This window comes from Streptomyces cucumeris, from assembly GCF_024295805.1.
Lineage (GTDB): Bacteria > Actinomycetota > Actinomycetes > Streptomycetales > Streptomycetaceae > Streptomyces > Streptomyces cucumeris.
On the sequence record NZ_JANCLX010000013.1, the window covers coordinates 105,839 to 120,397 of the forward strand.

Below are 14,559 nucleotides of genomic sequence, written 5' to 3' on the forward strand. Positions count from 1 at the left end.
TCAGCCTCCGCCGACGAAGATCACCAGCAGCAGCCACACCACCGGCGCGGTGGGCAGCAGCGAATCCAGCCGGTCCATGATCCCGCCGTGGCCGGGCAGCAGCTTGCCCATGTCCTTGATGCCCAGATCGCGCTTGATCATGGATTCACCGAGGTCACCGAGGGTCGCGCTGACCGCGACGGCCAGGCCGAGCAGCAGCCCCTGCCACCACGCGCCGCCGTCGATCAGGAACTGCATGCACAGCGCGCCCGCGACCATGGCGAACGCCACCGCGCCCATCAGCCCCTCACGGGTCTTCCCCGGGCTGATCCGCGGCGCGAGCGGATGCTTGCCGAAGCGCCAGCCGACCGCGTAGGCGCCGGTGTCGCTCACCACGGTCAGCAGCAGGAAGGTGAGCACCCGCCACGCACCGTCGTCGGTGTCGAGCATGAGGGCCACGAAGGTGGCCAGGAACGGTACGTAGAAGGCGGCGAAGACACCGGCCGTGACGTCCCGGAGGTAGTTGTCCGGCGGTTCGGTCATCCGCCACACCAGCACCGCGAGGGCCGTGAGCGCCACCGCCACCCAGGCGCCCTGGGCGCCGCGCACATATCCCGCGACGACCATGGCGACGCCGCCGACGGCGAGCGGCGCGAGCGGCACCCGGATGTCCTTGCGCTCGGCCAGCCGTGAGGTCAGCTCCCAGAGCCCGACGACCACGGCGACCGCTATGACGCCGATGAACACCGGCTTGTAGATGAAGAGCGAGGCCACGATGACCACACCGAGGCCGACGCCCACCCCTATCGCGGCACGCAGGTTCCGGCCCGCGCTCTTCTTCTTCGCCTGCCCGCCACCGGTGCTCCGCGCGGCGTCGTCGGAGCGCGCCGGATCGGGTGCGGGGTCGGAAGGCGTCGGAGGACGCCCGGCGGGCTGCCCGGGGCCGGGCCGCCGCTCCCGCTCGTCGCGGAAGAGAGGACCGCCCGGTCCGGCGGCCCCCCGGTCACGGTCGGCGGCATCGCCGGGTTCGCCGCCTGCGTGCGGCACGGTGGGCATGGGGCGAGTGTGCGCCGCTTCGCCCACCTCGTGCACGGGACCCGCCGAAGAAGGGGGCACCTCCCAGCCGTAGCCGGGGGAGGTGCCCTGATCGGCGGGTGCCCGGAGTCCGGCGCGCGGCGGGGCCCCCCAGGAAGAGTCGTTCATCAGACCTCGAGCAGCTCGGCTTCCTTGTGCTTGAGCAGCTCATCCACCTGCGCGACGTACTTCGCGGTGGTGTCGTCGAGCTCCTTCTCGGCGCGCCGGCCCTCGTCCTCGCCGACCTCGCCGTCCTTGATCAGCTTGTCGATGGACTCCTTGGCCTTGCGGCGGACGCTGCGGATCGAGATCTTCGCGTCCTCGCCCTTGCCCTTGGCGACCTTGATGAACTCCTTGCGGCGCTGCTCGGTGAGCTCCGGGAACACCACCCGGATGATATTGCCGTCGTTGCTGGGGTTGACGCCCAGGTCGGAGTCACGGATCGCCTGCTCGATATTGCGCAGCGCGCTCTTGTCGAACGGGGTCACCACGGCCATCCGCGGCTCCGGCACCGAGAACGACGCCAGCTGGTTGATCGGCGTCAGCGCACCGTAGTAGTCCGCCACGATCTTGTTGAACATCGCCGGGTGCGCACGCCCGGTGCGGATCGCGGCGAAGTCCTCCTTGGCGACCACAACGGCCTTCTCCATCTTCTCCTCGGCCTCGAGGAGGATCTCTTCGATCACCACTTGCTCCTGGTGTTATCCGTAGGCAGAGCCTCGCCCCTGCGTGCGTCTTCTCCTGCACGGTGTCCGACCGGCAGGCCGTTGTCCATCCCCCGTTCGAGCCGTCAGGCCCGGGAGCCCTGGTCACTCACGAGCGTGCCGATCTTCTCACCCTTCACCGCACGCGCGATGTTGCCCTCGGCAAGGAGTTCGAACACCAGGATCGGCAGCTTGTTGTCGCGGCACAGGGTGATCGCGGTGGCGTCGGCGACCTTGAGGTCGCGGGTGATCACCTCGCCGTACTCCAGCGCGTCGAACTTCACCGCGTCCGGGTTGCGGGCCGGGTCGGAGTCATAGACCCCGTCGACCCCGTTCTTGCCCATCAGCAGGGCCTCGGCGTCGATCTCCAGGGCGCGCTGGGCGGCGGTGGTGTCCGTGGAGAAGTACGGCATGCCCATGCCCGCGCCGAAGATGACCACGCGCCCCTTCTCCAGGTGGCGCACCGCCCGCAGCGGAATGTACGGCTCCGCGACCTGGCCCATGGTGATGGCGGTCTGGACCCGGGAGTCGATGCCCTCCTTCTCCAGGAAGTCCTGGAGCGCCAGGCAGTTCATGACCGTGCCGAGCATGCCCATGTAGTCCGAGCGCGCCCGGTCCATCCCGCGCTGCTGGAGCTCCGCCCCGCGGAAGAAGTTGCCGCCGCCGATGACGATCGCGATCTCCGCGCCGTCCCGGACCACGGCGGCCACCTCGCGCGCGATGGCGTGCACGACATCGGGGTCGACACCGAGTCCCCCGCCTCCGGCGAACGCCTCGCCGGACAGCTTCAGCAGGAACCGGCCATGTGGGGCTGTGCCGCGCGCGTGCTTGTCGTCGGCGGCCTGTTTGGCGTCCGCGCCGTGATTCATTGGAGATCTCCTCGTGCACATACGAAGAAGGCCATTGCCGGACGGTCCTGGTACGACCTCTGCGGCAATGGCCTCCTCGTCACATCTGCGGCCGACCGGTTGACGGTTGGCTGCCTACGACCCTATCGGGGTCGCCGGTCATTCGCTGCTCGGCTCAGACGCCGACGCGGAAACGGGCGAAGCGCTTCAGCGAGACACCGGCCTCGTCCAGAACCTTCTGGACGGTCTTCTTGTTGTCCTTGGCGAACGCCTGGTCGACCAGGACGTTCTCCTTGAAGAAGCCGGTGACGCGACCCTCGACGATCTTCGGCAGGGCGGCCTCGGGCTTGCCCTCCTCACGAGCGGTGGCCTCGGCGACCCGGCGCTCGTTCTCGACGGTCTCGGCGTCGATCGCGTCGCGGCTGAGGAACTTCGGCGCGAAGGCGGCGATGTGCTGCGCGATGTCCTTGGCGACCTCGGCGTTCTCCTTGTCCAGCTCGACCAGGACGCCGACCTGCGGGGGCAGGTCCGGGCTGGTGCGGTGCATGTACGCGGCGACGTAGCCGCCGGAGAACTGCGCGAAGCGGTCGAGGACGATCTTCTCGCCGAGGGTGGCGTTGGCCTCGTCCACGAACGCCTGGACGGTCTTGCCGGACTCGATCTCGGAGGCGAGCAGCGTCTCCAGGTCGGCCGGGGAGGTCTTGGCGACGTGCGCGGCGATCGCGTCGGCGACGGCGACGAACTTGTCGCCCTTGGCCACGAAGTCGGTCTCGCACTTCAGCTCGACCAGGACGCCCGAGGTCTTGTCGTCGGCGATCAGGGAGACGACGGCACCGTTCTCGGCGCTGCGGCTCTCGCGCTTGGCCACGCCCTTCTGGCCCTTGACGCGCAGGATCTCGACGGCCTTGTCGACGTTGCCCTCGGCCTCGTCCAGCGCCTTCTTGCAGTCCATCATGCCGGCGCCGGTCAGCTCACGGAGCTTCTTGACGTCAGCGGCGGTGAAGTTCGCCATGATCTGTGAATCTCTTCTCGAAAGTCGAAAGCTCTACGGGTGAACGGCGGGGGCGGCGCCTGCGCACCATCCCCCGCCGTCGTACACCGTCTGCGTGGATCAGCCCTGCTCGGCGTCCGCGGCCGGGGCCTCGGCGGGCTTCTCGGCGGCGTCCTCGGCCGGCTTCTCGGCGGCGTCCTCGGCCGGCTTCTCGGCGGCAGCCTCGGCGGGCTTGTCAGCGGCGGCCTCGGCCGGCTTGGCGGCCTCGGACTCGTCGGCCTTCTTCTCGCCCTCGAGCAGGTCACGCTCCCACTCGGCCAGCGGCTCGCCCGCGGCCTTGTCGGCCTTCTCGTCACCGGTGGCGACGCCGGAGCGGGCGATGAGGCCCTCGGCGACGGCGTCGGCGATCACGCGGGTGAGCAGGGTGACGGAGCGGATCGCGTCGTCGTTGCCCGGGATCTTGTAGTCGACCTCGTCGGGGTCGCAGTTGGTGTCGAGGATCGCGACGACCGGGATCCGGAGCTTGCGCGCCTCACCGACGGCGATGTGCTCCTTCTTGGTGTCCACGATCCAGACGGCGCTCGGCACCTTCTGCATCTCGCGGATACCGCCGAGGGTCTTCTCCAGCTTGGCCTTCTCGCGGGAGAGGACCAGGAGCTCCTTCTTGGTGAGGCCGGAGGCGGCCACATCCTCGAAGTCGATCTGCTCGAGCTCCTTCAGGCGCTGCAGACGCTTGTAGACGGTCGAGAAGTTGGTGAGCATGCCGCCCAGCCAGCGCTGGTTGACGTACGGCATGCCGACGCGGGTCGCCTGCTCGGCGATGGCCTCCTGCGCCTGCTTCTTCGTGCCGACGAACATGATGGAGCCGCCGTGCGCGACGGTCTCCTTGACGAACTCGTAGGCGCGGTCGATGTACGACAGCGACTGGAGCAGGTCGATGATGTAGATGCCGTTGCGCTCGGTGAAGATGAAGCGCTTCATCTTCGGGTTCCAGCGGCGGGTCTGGTGCCCGAAGTGGACGCCGCTCTCCAGCAGCTCCCGCATCGTGACGACGGCCATGGCCGTACTCCTTGAGGTACTCGGTTCCGCGGTGACCGGGTGGCCGCCGCGCCTGACGCCCCGGCGCGCCTGCCACGGACGGGGCCTTGAGAGGCTCGTCCGAGGACCGAGGGGCGCGGCCGCCGTGCTGTCCGATGGGAGATCGGGGCACCGGTGGCGGGGCGTGCGAAGTCGATCCGGTGACCCGGATCGCCATAAGAAGTGTACGGGACCGGTGCGGTGCCGGGTGACGGCGCTGTCCACAACCAGTGAGTAGTACCCGGATCCGCTCCATGATCCACCCGATCCGGGTTCCCGGGACACGGTGGGAGGCATGCGAAGGCTTGTGGAGTGGTGGGCGCTCGCCCTGTGCGTCCTGATGTGGTGGCCCGCGGCGGCGGCCGCCTCCGGCCCGGCGCCGGGGGTGGCGGCGGGGCCGGGAGCGGTCGCGGATTCGGACTCGGGTTCGGGGGCCGCCCCGGCCGGGCACCGGGTGCCGGGGAAGGGGCTCGGGCGCGCGGTTCCCGCCGACCACGCTCCGGGGCGGGACGGGCCCGCCGATGATCACGGTGAGGGCGGGCGGGCGTGGCCGGTGGACGGTCCGGGAGCGGCGCGGCCCACCGTGCTGAGGGGCTGGCGGCCGCCTCCGGTGCCGTGGGCCGCCGGGCACCGCGGTGTCGATCTCGCGGCGCGCGCGGGGCAGCGGGTGCGGGCGGCGGCCGCGGGCCGCGTGGCGTTCGCCGGTCCGGTCGCGGGCCGCGAGGTGCTCACCATCGAACTGTCCGGGACCGGCACACCTCCCCTGCGGACGACCTATGAGCCGGTGCGCGCGCTGGTGAAGAAGGGCGAGCGCGTCGCGGCCGGACAGGTGGTCGGGGTGGTGCGGCCGGGGCCGTTCCACTGTCCGGAAGGCTGTCTGCACTGGGGGCTGCGGCGTGGGGACCGCTATCTCGACCCGCTGTCGCTCCTGCCGCCATGGATGCTGCGCGGCGGGCCGTCCCGTCTGCTTCCGGTGTTCGGCGTCCCGGACGCCCCGGACGCCGTGGCGATCTCCCCCGCCGGATGGGCCGGCCTCCTGCCGGCCACACTCCTGGCCGCGGCCTCCGCCTGGGCCCACTGCCGCCTGCGGCCCGGCGACGGACGCCGCAGGCGCGGGGTCCGCGGGCGAGCCGCCGCGCGGCCGCGCGGATCAGTGGCGGGCGACGCCGTCCAGGGCCATGGCGACCGCGGCCTCAGTGATCGCCTCGGGGTCCTCGGCCGCGCCGAGCTCGATACGGCGGACCGCCGCGTCCACGACCCCCTGGAGGAGCATGGCCGTCAGCCGGGGCTGCTGGTGGCCCAGGGCGCCGAGGGCCTCGACCACCATGGCGATCAGCCCACCGTGCGCGGCACGGATCTTCTCCCGGGCTCCGGCGTCCAGCTCACCGGCCGAGATGGCCACCACGGCCCGGTGGCGGCGGTCGCCGACGAGCGCCAGCTGCCGGCGGACATACGCTTCGATCTTCGCTTCGGGTGTGTCGGCCCGCTCCATGGCGGCCTCGACCTCGGCGGCCCAGACCGGGAAGTCGACGGCGCACAGCTCCTCGACCACGGCCGCGCGGGAGCGGAAGTATTCGTAGACGGAAGACCGCGCGAGGCCCGTGCGCTCGGCGAGGGCGGGGAAGGTCAACGCCTCCGTACCGCCCTCGGACAGCAGGGAGCGGGCGGCCTCCAGCAGGGCGCCGCGCTGCATCGTCCGGTGCTCGGCCACTGAGGCCGCTCGAATCCTGGGCACCCGACCACTGTACGAAAAAGGCCGCCGCGGAGGCGATGGTGGAGGGACGATTCAGCGTCCGACGTCGGCGAGTTTGGCCCGCAGCTGGAGCACCGACTTGGTGTGGATCTGGCTGACCCGGCTCTCCGTGACCCCGAGGACCTGGCCGATCTCGGCGAGGGTGAGCCCCTCGTAGTAGTAGAGGGTGACCACGGTCTTCTCCCGTTCGGGAAGGGTGTTGATGGCGCGGGCGAGCAGTCTGCGCAGCTCACGGTCCTCGGCCACCTCGACGGGGTTGTCCGCGGCGGTGTCCTCGAGGGTGTCCATGAGGCTGAGCCGGTCGCCGCCCTCACCGCCGACGTGCAGCAGCTCTTCCAGGGCGACCACATTGGCCAGGGACAACTGACTGAAGACCCCGTGCAGTTCATCCAGGCCGATGTCCATCTCGGCGGCCACCTCGGCCTCCGAGGGGGTGCGGCGCAGCGCCGCCTCGAGGGTGGCGTAGGCCCGCTCGACCGCCCTGGCCTTCTGGCGGACCGAGCGCGGGATCCAGTCCAGCGCCCTGAGTTCGTCGATCATCGCGCCCCGGATCCGGGTGATCGCATAGGTCTCGAACTTGATGGACCGCTCGGGGTCGAACTTCTCGATGGCGTCGATGAGTCCGAAGACGCCGGACGAGACGAAGTCCGCCTGTTCGACATTGGAGGGCAGGCCCACGCTGACCCGCCCGGCCACATATTTCACCAGGGGCGAGTAGTGCAGGATCAGCTGCTCCCGCAGCCGGCCGTCGCCCGTGGTCTTGTACGACCGCCACAGCTCGTCGAGCGAAGACGGTGCGGCCGGCCGCACCGCGCCGTGGGCAGCGGTCGGCGCCGTGCGGTCAGACCCGGAGATGTGCTGGGGCATTCGTCGCCTTGAGCCGTTCTGCCATGACATGGGTGAGGACGTGCGCTTCCGCCGGAAACCCTGTGAGCGTAGCGTGATCGGACCATCGCGGTATGCAAAGGCTGTCGGCTCGGCGGTGTGCGGATACGGTCATCGCCCCAACCCTTTCACCCGATTGCCCCGATTCGGGGGACCGCCTCGCCGTACACCGCCGTTCCGGCGCGCCGGAGGGACCAACTCCCAGCGATCGCCACGGCGTTCGACGAATCCCAAAGCGAGCAGCTCATAGAGCCGACTCAGGGTCTCATCGCAGCCGGACCCGGATTCCCGGGCCACCTCCCGCAGGTCGTTGCCACCCTGTGCCGACAACGCTTCCAGCACCCGTGCCGTCACGGGATCGAGCACGTCCCGCTCGACGAGCGGGCCCCTCTTCTCCGGGGCGAGCTCGCCGATGCCTCCGATCAGCTCGGCCACTTCATCGGCGTCGGTGACCACCACGGCCTCACCGCACAGCAGTTCATGCACTCCCGCGGAGAGCCCGCTGGTGACAGGCCCCGGTACCCCCATGGTGAAACGGCCGAGATCCCGGGCCCGGCGCGCGGTGACCAGGGAACCGCTGCGGTACTGGGCCTCGACCACCACCGTGCCGCGGGTCAGCGCGGCGATGACCCGGTTGCGGAGCACGAAGCGGCTGCGGGTGGGATGCGCTCCGGGCGGCAACTCGGCGACCACCAGACCCTGTTCCGCGATGCGCTCGATCAACTCGGTGTGACCACGCGGATAGGGGACATCCACTCCCGAGGCCAGGACGGCGATGGTGGCGCCGCCCGCCGCGAGCGCCCCGCGGTGGGCCGCGCCGTCCACCCCGTGCGCCGCTCCGGAGGCCACCACCCATCCGCGCTCGCTGAGCCCCGCGGCGAGCGTCGCGGCGACATGGGCGCCGTAGTCGCTGCACGCCCGCGCACCCACCAGGGCGACCGAGCGCAGCGCCCATATCCGCAAGGAGGCCGGCCCGCGCACCCATAACCCGACCGGGCGAGCGTCCCCGAGGTCATCGAGCTGACCGGGCCACTCCCGGTCGCCCGGGCACAGGAACCGTCCACCGCGCCCGGCGGCCCTGGCGAGGTCCGCCGCCGGGTCCAGCCCGGCGGCCCGCAGTGCGCATCCGGCCAGCCGTTCCCGGCCGGCCCCGGGCGGCGGCGGGCCCTGCCCGCTGAGCGCCCGGCGCAGCGCCACCGGGCCCATCCGGCGCAGCCAGCGCCCCGCCGTCGTATCACCGGGTTCCACCAGGCGGGTGAGTGCGGCGCGGGCCAGCCGCTCCTCCTCACTCACCCCCCGACGGTCTCCCGGCTCCGCCACCCCGGAGCCGTCCCCCGCACCGGGGACGTCCCCTGCCCCAGGGCCGTCCCCCGCTCCCGGCTCCGGTGGACCACCGGTGGCCGGGCGCACGGCCATCAGCGCTCCCCCGCCCCGACCGGCACACCCCGCCTGACCCCGGTGCGCAGCTGGAGCGCCTGGGCGACGTCCGACGCCAGCGGCCGGTCATGTCCGGCCAGATCGGCGACGGTCCAGGCGACCCTCAGCACCCGGTCCAGCCCCCGCGCGGTGAGCAGTCCGCGCTCCATGTCACGCTCGGCCTCGCGCAGCGCCCCGGAGCAGGGCTGCCAGCGGGTGCGCAGTTCATGGCCCGGGACCTCGCTGTTGAGCCGCCAGGGGGTGTCCGCCAGCCGGGCCGCGGCGCGCTCCCGGGCCCCATGCACCCGGGCGGCGACGGACGCGGTGCTCTCGGCCAGACCGTGTGCCCCGGTCAGCTCGGCCCGGGTGACCGCCTCGACGTGGACCCGCAGATCCACCCGGTCCAGCAGCGGTCCGGACAGCCGCGCCTGATAGCGGCGCACCATCACGGGTGTGCATTCGCAGCCCTCACCCATGAGGGCGTGGCGCCCGCATGGACAGGGGTTGGCGGCCAGCATCAGCAGGAAGCGGGCGGGCATCCGCATCATGCCTCCGGAGCGGGCCACCACCACATGGCCCGATTCCAGGGGTTGCCGCAGCGCGTCCAGGGCCCGGCCGCTGAATTCCGGTGCCTCCTTGCTCTTAGGGAGTACGGAAGCGTCGGTGTTGGGCCTGACCTGCGGTGACACGTCGCGTATGTGTCCGTGACGTTGGAGGGTGCTGGTGTTCAAGGCTGTGTCCTTTCTGTCCCTGGGGTCTGTTTGTCTGATGCCGGAGTCGAGTCGACGGGCGGTAGGTCAGAACGGCGTGGGTGCGAGCGGGTCGACGGGGATCTTCTGGTCTGGGATGACGAAGGGGGTGGCGCCGATGTCGCGGGTGCGGGTTTCGTGCCACCGGTTGCTCTGCCGCTCGGCCCAAGGCACTGGTCTGCGGCTGATCACGAACGAGTCGGCGCCGGGGTCCCGCTGGATGACGACCAGCGCGGGTTCGCCGGTGGTGTCCTCGGCTTCGACGTCGACGAAGGGCAGGTGCCGCATGTCACCGTCCCAGCGGACGGCCGGTGCCGCGTCGGCCAGGGCGAGTGTCGCCTCCAGGAGCCAAGTGGCCTTCTCTGGCTGGACGTTGTCGGTCAGCCAGTAGGTGAGTGGAAGGACGCTGTCGTTGTCGTCAGCCCAGAGGTCCATGGGCTTGTCGAGGTGGTAAACGAACATGGCGGGGTTCCTTCACTGCCGGGCGCCGACCGGGACGGTCTGCTGGAGTTCGAGGACTTGGGCTTCGAGGTCGGCGATACGTTTGTCGGCGAAGCGGAGGTTGGTGCGGGCGCCTTCGAGGCGTTCTTGGAGCTTGCGGTGCTCCTGGGTCACCTGCTGGAGGCGGCGTTTGAGGGTGGTGTTCGCGGTGGTGAGTTGCTGGACGGACTCGCCGGGGACCATCTGGTCGATGTCGCGGAGCTGTCCCATGAGCTCACCGATCCGCTGTCGCTGGACCAGGACCTCGTTCTGGGTCCGGCTGAGTTCGGCCTCGGCGTTCAGGGCCCGCTCGCGCCAGGACGCCTCGATCTGCTCGTGCTTCTCGCCGGTGCGCCGGTCGTGCCGGCTCTTGCTGTCGGTGACGGCCTGCTGGACGAGGGCGCGGGCGTCGGGGTTCTCGTAGAGAAACGTGGCGGACACGTCCGCCCGGTCGGCGATGGCCCGCACTGCGAGCCGTCCGCGTTCGCGGCGGAGCTGTCCGATCGCCTTCTCGACACGGGTGATCTTGTCCTTGGTCTGTTGACGGCGGGCGGCGATGGCCGCCTCGGTCTGGCCGGGTCCGGAGGTCACGGCGTCACCTCGTCGTCCGGCCGGTTCGTGTCGATGACGGTGATCGCGCCGCTCTCGACATACTCGGTCGCCGCGGTGGTGTCCGCGTGGATGTAGAGCTCGCTCGACTCGACGCAGAGGTGTCCCAACTGCCGGCGAACGATCTGCGTGCTGAAGCCGCCGTTGGTCATGACAGGTCCTCGGTCTCGTCGGTGTCGTACTCGTCGTCGAAGTCGTCGCCGTGGTCCTCGTGCTGCGCGAGTTCGTTGGCACGGAAGGCGGTGGCCCAGACGCGGCCGAAGTAGTCCTGGGGCCGTCGCAGGTCGAGGGCGAGGGCCTCGTCCAGGAGGCCGACGGCGGCCAGGGCCTTCTCCAGGCCGTCGATCGCGCGGGCGGTGGGCTCGAAGAGCTGATGGAGGTAGTCGGCGACCTTGGGGTCGCCCGCGCGTTCGGCGAGCATCCGCCACTGCTCACGCTTGCGGTGCCAGTAGACGAGGTCGGCGCCGGACATCACGAACTTCTCGCAGTTGTGGCAGTCCAGCTGCCAGGGGCAGGCGCCGCCGTCGACCACGACCTGGAAGGTGCAGAAACCGCCCTCGGCCGGGGTGGACCTGCGGGTGAGGTCGATCATCATCGCCTCGGCCTGCTCGCGGGTCATCGGTTCGCCGCCGGACAGCACCACTCCCGGTTCCGGGGCGCCGGGGCCCGTGACCCAGATCGCGTTGAGGGCGTCTTCGAGCCGCTGGTCGGTGTTGGCGATGTGGACGTAGTGCTCGGCCATCGCCTCGGACACCTGGCCGAGGTAGCGCTTGACGTGGGTGAGGTTCGCCCCGTTCTTGAGCAGGTTCGTGGCCAGGGTGTGACGGGCCTGGTGGGTGACGACATGGATGTCGGTGAGGGAATCGATCCAGTCCCGGAACTGGCGGTTGAACCAGCCGTAGCTGACGCCCTTGAGGTGCTGGCGGTTGGAGTTCCTGCTCGGGAAAAGCGCGATCACGCCGCGTTCGTCCGGAGTCGGGACGCGGCCCTCACGTTCGAGGAACCGGTCGACGGTCTTCGCCTGGCGCCGCTCGATGCGCTGGTAGAGGCGTTCGGGGATGCGGATTGCCTCGTCGTAGTTGCCGACCTTCGTCGCGTCGTACCAAAACATCGGAAGCCCGCCGAGCCGGCTGATGCACTCCAGCCGCAGTTCCAGCACCTCGCGGCAGCGGCGGCCAGTGAGAACCAAGGCTTCCCAGGCATCGCGCAGTCCGCGGTCGTCGACGTCCTGGGCGTCCAGGGCCTGCAGATTGGCCTCGTTCGCGACGGCCTTGGCCACGTCGTCCGGATAGGGGCGACGACGACGCTTCACCCTCTGGAGTGTTGGAACGGCAAGAACGAACGCTCTGTCCAGCCCCAGCCGCTCGCAGTCCCCTGTCTCCAGAGCCTTGCGCAAGGTCCGGCGGATCCCGTTGAAATACCCGGAGATCATGCCCTGACTGACCGGCTGGGGCGGCCTGTGGTCGCGACGGTCCCCCGCCAGGGGCGGCAGCCCGTGCTCTGCGCGGTGGCGCTGGTCGGCAACGAAGTCGATCATGTGGCTGGCGTCGAGGAGCCGTGGATCATGACCGCCCTGGGGCGCGTGGGCCTCCAGGAACGCGCTGAGTTCCGCGCATCCGCGCCGGTTGGTGTCGAAGGGACTGGAGCTGCGGGGCGGGGAGGCCACCAGCCGGTCGGCCATCTGGTCCCAGAGCAGATCTCTCAGCCAGCGCTGCGTGGTTCCGGTCAGGTCGACCTGCCCGCCGTGGCTGCCGAGCTTCACCCCGAAGTGCTCGGTTTCGATGTAGCCGGCGTCCTTGGTGTCCTCGCGGGTGAAGTAGATCATCCGCAGCATGCGGAGCATCGCCTTGGCGACCATCGCCGGGAAGTTGCGCATCGCCTCTGTGTCCAGGTCAGCCAGCGAGTTGACCTGCAGGTTCCGGCAATCGTCCGCGAGATACTGGATCCAGGGCAGAGGCCAGTGGCCTCCCTCGACCTTCATCTGGGTGCGCTGGAACATGCACCACTGGATCTCGGCCTTCGCCAGCGGCTTCAGCCCCAGCAGGGACACCTTGCCGTCCATCCGGTGGGCCGGGTCGGCTTCCGCGCACCACTTCCGGAACGCCAGCTCGTCGTCGTAGAGGACCGGGATCGTCTTGCCGCGGTCCGCCAGCCAGCGGCCCCAACTCCGCGGCAGCCGGGCCCCACCGGGCCAGCCGGCCTTGCGGTAGCGGCGGATGTGACGCTGACACAGCCCAACCGGGTTCTCCGCCAGGTCCGGGCAGGCCAGCACCCGGCACTTCCCGAAGGGCACGAACGGCTGCTGCGAGGCGAGGAACGCCTCGTAGTCCGGCTGGCCCTCCTTGCCCCGCCGCTTCCAGTGCGCCTTGCGCTGAAGCCACCGCTGGGTATGCAGGAAGCACAGCGGCGAGGACGCCCAGGCCGGGATGTCCGGGCAGATCGTGCAGTCCTCGGGCTGATACCAGGCCACAGGCATCAACGGCTCGGCCGTGCGCATGAAGTCGGCAAGTGTGCCGCCGGCCGCGCGGGCCTTGCGCCACTCGATGATGTGGTTGGCGCAGAGTGAGCAGGCCGGCTCCTGAGCACGCCGGCACTGAGGGACCCTGCAGATCCACCCGTAGGCCTCGTGCTGTTCCGGGATGCGGATCACGTCCTGGGCGAACAACTCCTCGAAGCCGGGCGCCTTCATCAGGGCATGCAGGACCTCCAGACGGTCGCCAGTGGTCCGGGTAGGTGAATGGCCCGGGGTGACAACGGGCAGCAGCCTGCGGACGGGCTCGCTCACGCCTCCTCACCCCAGACCGTCTTCAGCGCGGAGACGAACTTCGGGGAGTGCATGTCGGGGTGCCCGTAGACCTCTTCGACGGTCTGCACCGACGCCCAGTTGCCGGCCTCCTTGGCCACCCAGCTGTCGTTGTCCGTGACGTCGAGGATCTTCGAGGTTGTCGTGTGCCTGAACGCGTGCGGTTTGATGCGGCCGGGCAGCTCGGCCCGCCTTCCGGCCCGCCGCAGCACCCCGCGGGCCGCGTCCGCCGTCCACGGCTCACCGATCCGCGGGCCTGCCAGCTGGATCAGGAGCATGCCGTGCCCCGTCGCGTACTTCGCGTACTCCGTCGTCATGTACTTGAAGTAGGCGCTGACCATGGCCGGGCTCGCCCGGTAGATCTCGCCGCCGGTGATCACGCCGTCGGTCATGTGCCAGTCCTCCTTCTTCTTCGCCATGGCTCGGTTGGGGTTGGTCCGCCGGTGGCAGACGTGGACGTGCGGGCTCTTGCACTCGCCGCAGGCCGCGTTCTCGCGCAGGTGCAGGTCGACCAGGTGCAGGCCGGTCAGGCCGCCGATCCGCAGGGTCGTGTCGGACAGCCAGGTCACGACCATCTCGTCGCGGGCGGTGTTCACCGCCCCCATCAGCTCCGGCCGGGCACCGTCGGGCAGCATCTTCGGATGCCGGCGGCGAGTTCCCTGCCGTGGTGCCAGCGGGTTCGTCGGCACTGAGGTGATCACGTGCCCCAGGAAGGCCCTCTTGCGGTCCGTCTGGGTGGGCAGCCGCTCGACGTTCAGCGCTTCACGCAGCTCGCCGTTGATGCCCCGCCTCACGCACTGGTGCAGGTAGAAGCGCTTCAGGACCGTCGCCGAGACCGACAGGGCCGACGTGCTGTACGGACGCTTCGGCGGCACTCGCCACGGTTGCCCGTACGGCATCGGCACTTGCGCACCGACCGCCCCTTGGTAGCGGTGGAGGTCCATGATCGTGATCGTCTCCGTGGTCAGGCCCTCGCGGATGCGCCACCGAAGGTGGTCGACGAGGTAGTAGGCGTAGGTCTCCTGGGAGCCCGAGCCGTCGAAGAGGCGCAGATAGCTCTCGGCTTCTTCGTCGACCGAGTAGTCCGGCCAGAGGATCGAGAACGACCAGCTGCCGTCGGCCCGTCTGATCTTCTGGACTCGCAGGTCTTCCAGCACCAGCGTGCTTCGCACAAGGCATTCCTTCCGATTC

Annotated in this window: 13 protein-coding genes and 2 pseudogenes; 1 reads left to right on the top strand and 14 read right to left on the bottom strand. The window is 70.2% G+C overall.

Translation table 11 applies throughout. The annotated features are described in order from the left end of the window. The 5 genes from NMK44_RS20410 to rpsB form a co-directional block, all read right to left on the bottom strand. On the bottom strand, positions 1–1,182 hold the full coding sequence (locus NMK44_RS20410; protein ID WP_254745137.1) for a phosphatidate cytidylyltransferase: 1,182 nt from the start codon (positions 1,180–1,182) through the stop codon (positions 1–3). Then, entirely contained in the window at positions 1,182–1,739 is a 558-nt protein-coding gene (frr, locus tag NMK44_RS20415) for a ribosome recycling factor (RefSeq protein ID WP_176180391.1), read from the bottom strand. The genes NMK44_RS20410 and frr overlap by 1 nt, the downstream gene beginning before the upstream one ends. A gap of 104 nt (positions 1,740–1,843) precedes the next feature. Next, on the bottom strand, positions 1,844–2,626 hold the full coding sequence (gene pyrH, locus NMK44_RS20420) for a UMP kinase (RefSeq protein ID WP_254745138.1): 783 nt from the start codon (positions 2,624–2,626) through the stop codon (positions 1,844–1,846). A gap of 154 nt (positions 2,627–2,780) precedes the next feature. Next, complete coding sequence (tsf, locus tag NMK44_RS20425) at positions 2,781–3,617, bottom strand: translation elongation factor Ts (protein WP_254745139.1); 837 nt, start codon at positions 3,615–3,617, stop codon at positions 2,781–2,783. Between the two features lie 99 nt (positions 3,618–3,716). After that, a complete protein-coding gene (gene rpsB, locus NMK44_RS20430) occupies positions 3,717–4,655 on the bottom strand; it encodes a 30S ribosomal protein S2 (protein ID WP_254745140.1) in 939 nt (312 codons plus the stop codon). Positions 4,656–5,013: 358 nt separating this feature from the next. On the opposite strand from rpsB, the pseudogene NMK44_RS20435 reads away from it, so the two are divergent. Next, a pseudogene (locus NMK44_RS20435) lies at positions 5,014–5,532 on the top strand (peptidoglycan DD-metalloendopeptidase family protein); the annotation flags it as partial. 291 nt (positions 5,533–5,823) lie between these two features. Here NMK44_RS20435 and NMK44_RS20440 read toward each other — a convergent pair. The 9 genes and pseudogenes from NMK44_RS20440 to NMK44_RS20480 all read right to left on the bottom strand — a co-directional run bounded on the left by NMK44_RS20440 (position 5,824) and on the right by NMK44_RS20480 (position 14,540). Further along, positions 5,824–6,366, bottom strand: a complete 543-nt coding sequence (locus NMK44_RS20440) for a TetR/AcrR family transcriptional regulator (RefSeq protein WP_254745259.1) — start codon at positions 6,364–6,366, stop codon at positions 5,824–5,826. Positions 6,367–6,459: 93 nt separating this feature from the next. Then, complete coding sequence (gene whiG / locus NMK44_RS20445) at positions 6,460–7,293, bottom strand: RNA polymerase sigma factor WhiG (RefSeq protein ID WP_254745141.1); 834 nt, start codon at positions 7,291–7,293, stop codon at positions 6,460–6,462. A 129-nt stretch (positions 7,294–7,422) separates the two neighbouring features. Continuing rightward, positions 7,423–8,727: a DNA-processing protein DprA gene (gene dprA, locus NMK44_RS20450; protein WP_254745142.1), complete on the bottom strand. Its 1,305-nt coding sequence runs from the start codon at positions 8,725–8,727 to the stop codon at positions 7,423–7,425. Beyond that, positions 8,727–9,362: pseudogene (locus NMK44_RS20455) on the bottom strand (ATP-binding protein); the annotation flags it as partial. The pseudogene NMK44_RS20455 and the gene dprA, both read right to left, overlap by 1 nt. Positions 9,363–9,524: 162 nt before the next feature. Next, positions 9,525–9,938: a hypothetical protein gene (locus tag NMK44_RS20460; RefSeq protein ID WP_254745143.1), complete on the bottom strand. Its 414-nt coding sequence runs from the start codon at positions 9,936–9,938 to the stop codon at positions 9,525–9,527. Between the two features lie 12 nt (positions 9,939–9,950). Continuing rightward, positions 9,951–10,547, bottom strand: coding sequence for a DUF6262 family protein (locus NMK44_RS20465; RefSeq protein WP_254745144.1), 597 nt, complete (start codon positions 10,545–10,547; stop codon positions 9,951–9,953). Next, entirely contained in the window at positions 10,544–10,717 is a 174-nt protein-coding gene (locus NMK44_RS20470) for a hypothetical protein (protein ID WP_254745145.1), read from the bottom strand. Before NMK44_RS20470 ends, NMK44_RS20465 begins: the two co-directional genes overlap by 4 nt. Then, complete coding sequence (locus NMK44_RS20475) at positions 10,714–13,350, bottom strand: tyrosine-type recombinase/integrase (RefSeq protein WP_254745146.1); 2,637 nt, start codon at positions 13,348–13,350, stop codon at positions 10,714–10,716. Before NMK44_RS20475 ends, NMK44_RS20470 begins: the two co-directional genes overlap by 4 nt. Next, a complete protein-coding gene (locus NMK44_RS20480; RefSeq protein ID WP_254745147.1) occupies positions 13,347–14,540 on the bottom strand; it encodes a tyrosine-type recombinase/integrase in 1,194 nt (397 codons plus the stop codon). Before NMK44_RS20480 ends, NMK44_RS20475 begins: the two co-directional genes overlap by 4 nt. Positions 14,541–14,559 lie beyond the last annotated feature (19 nt).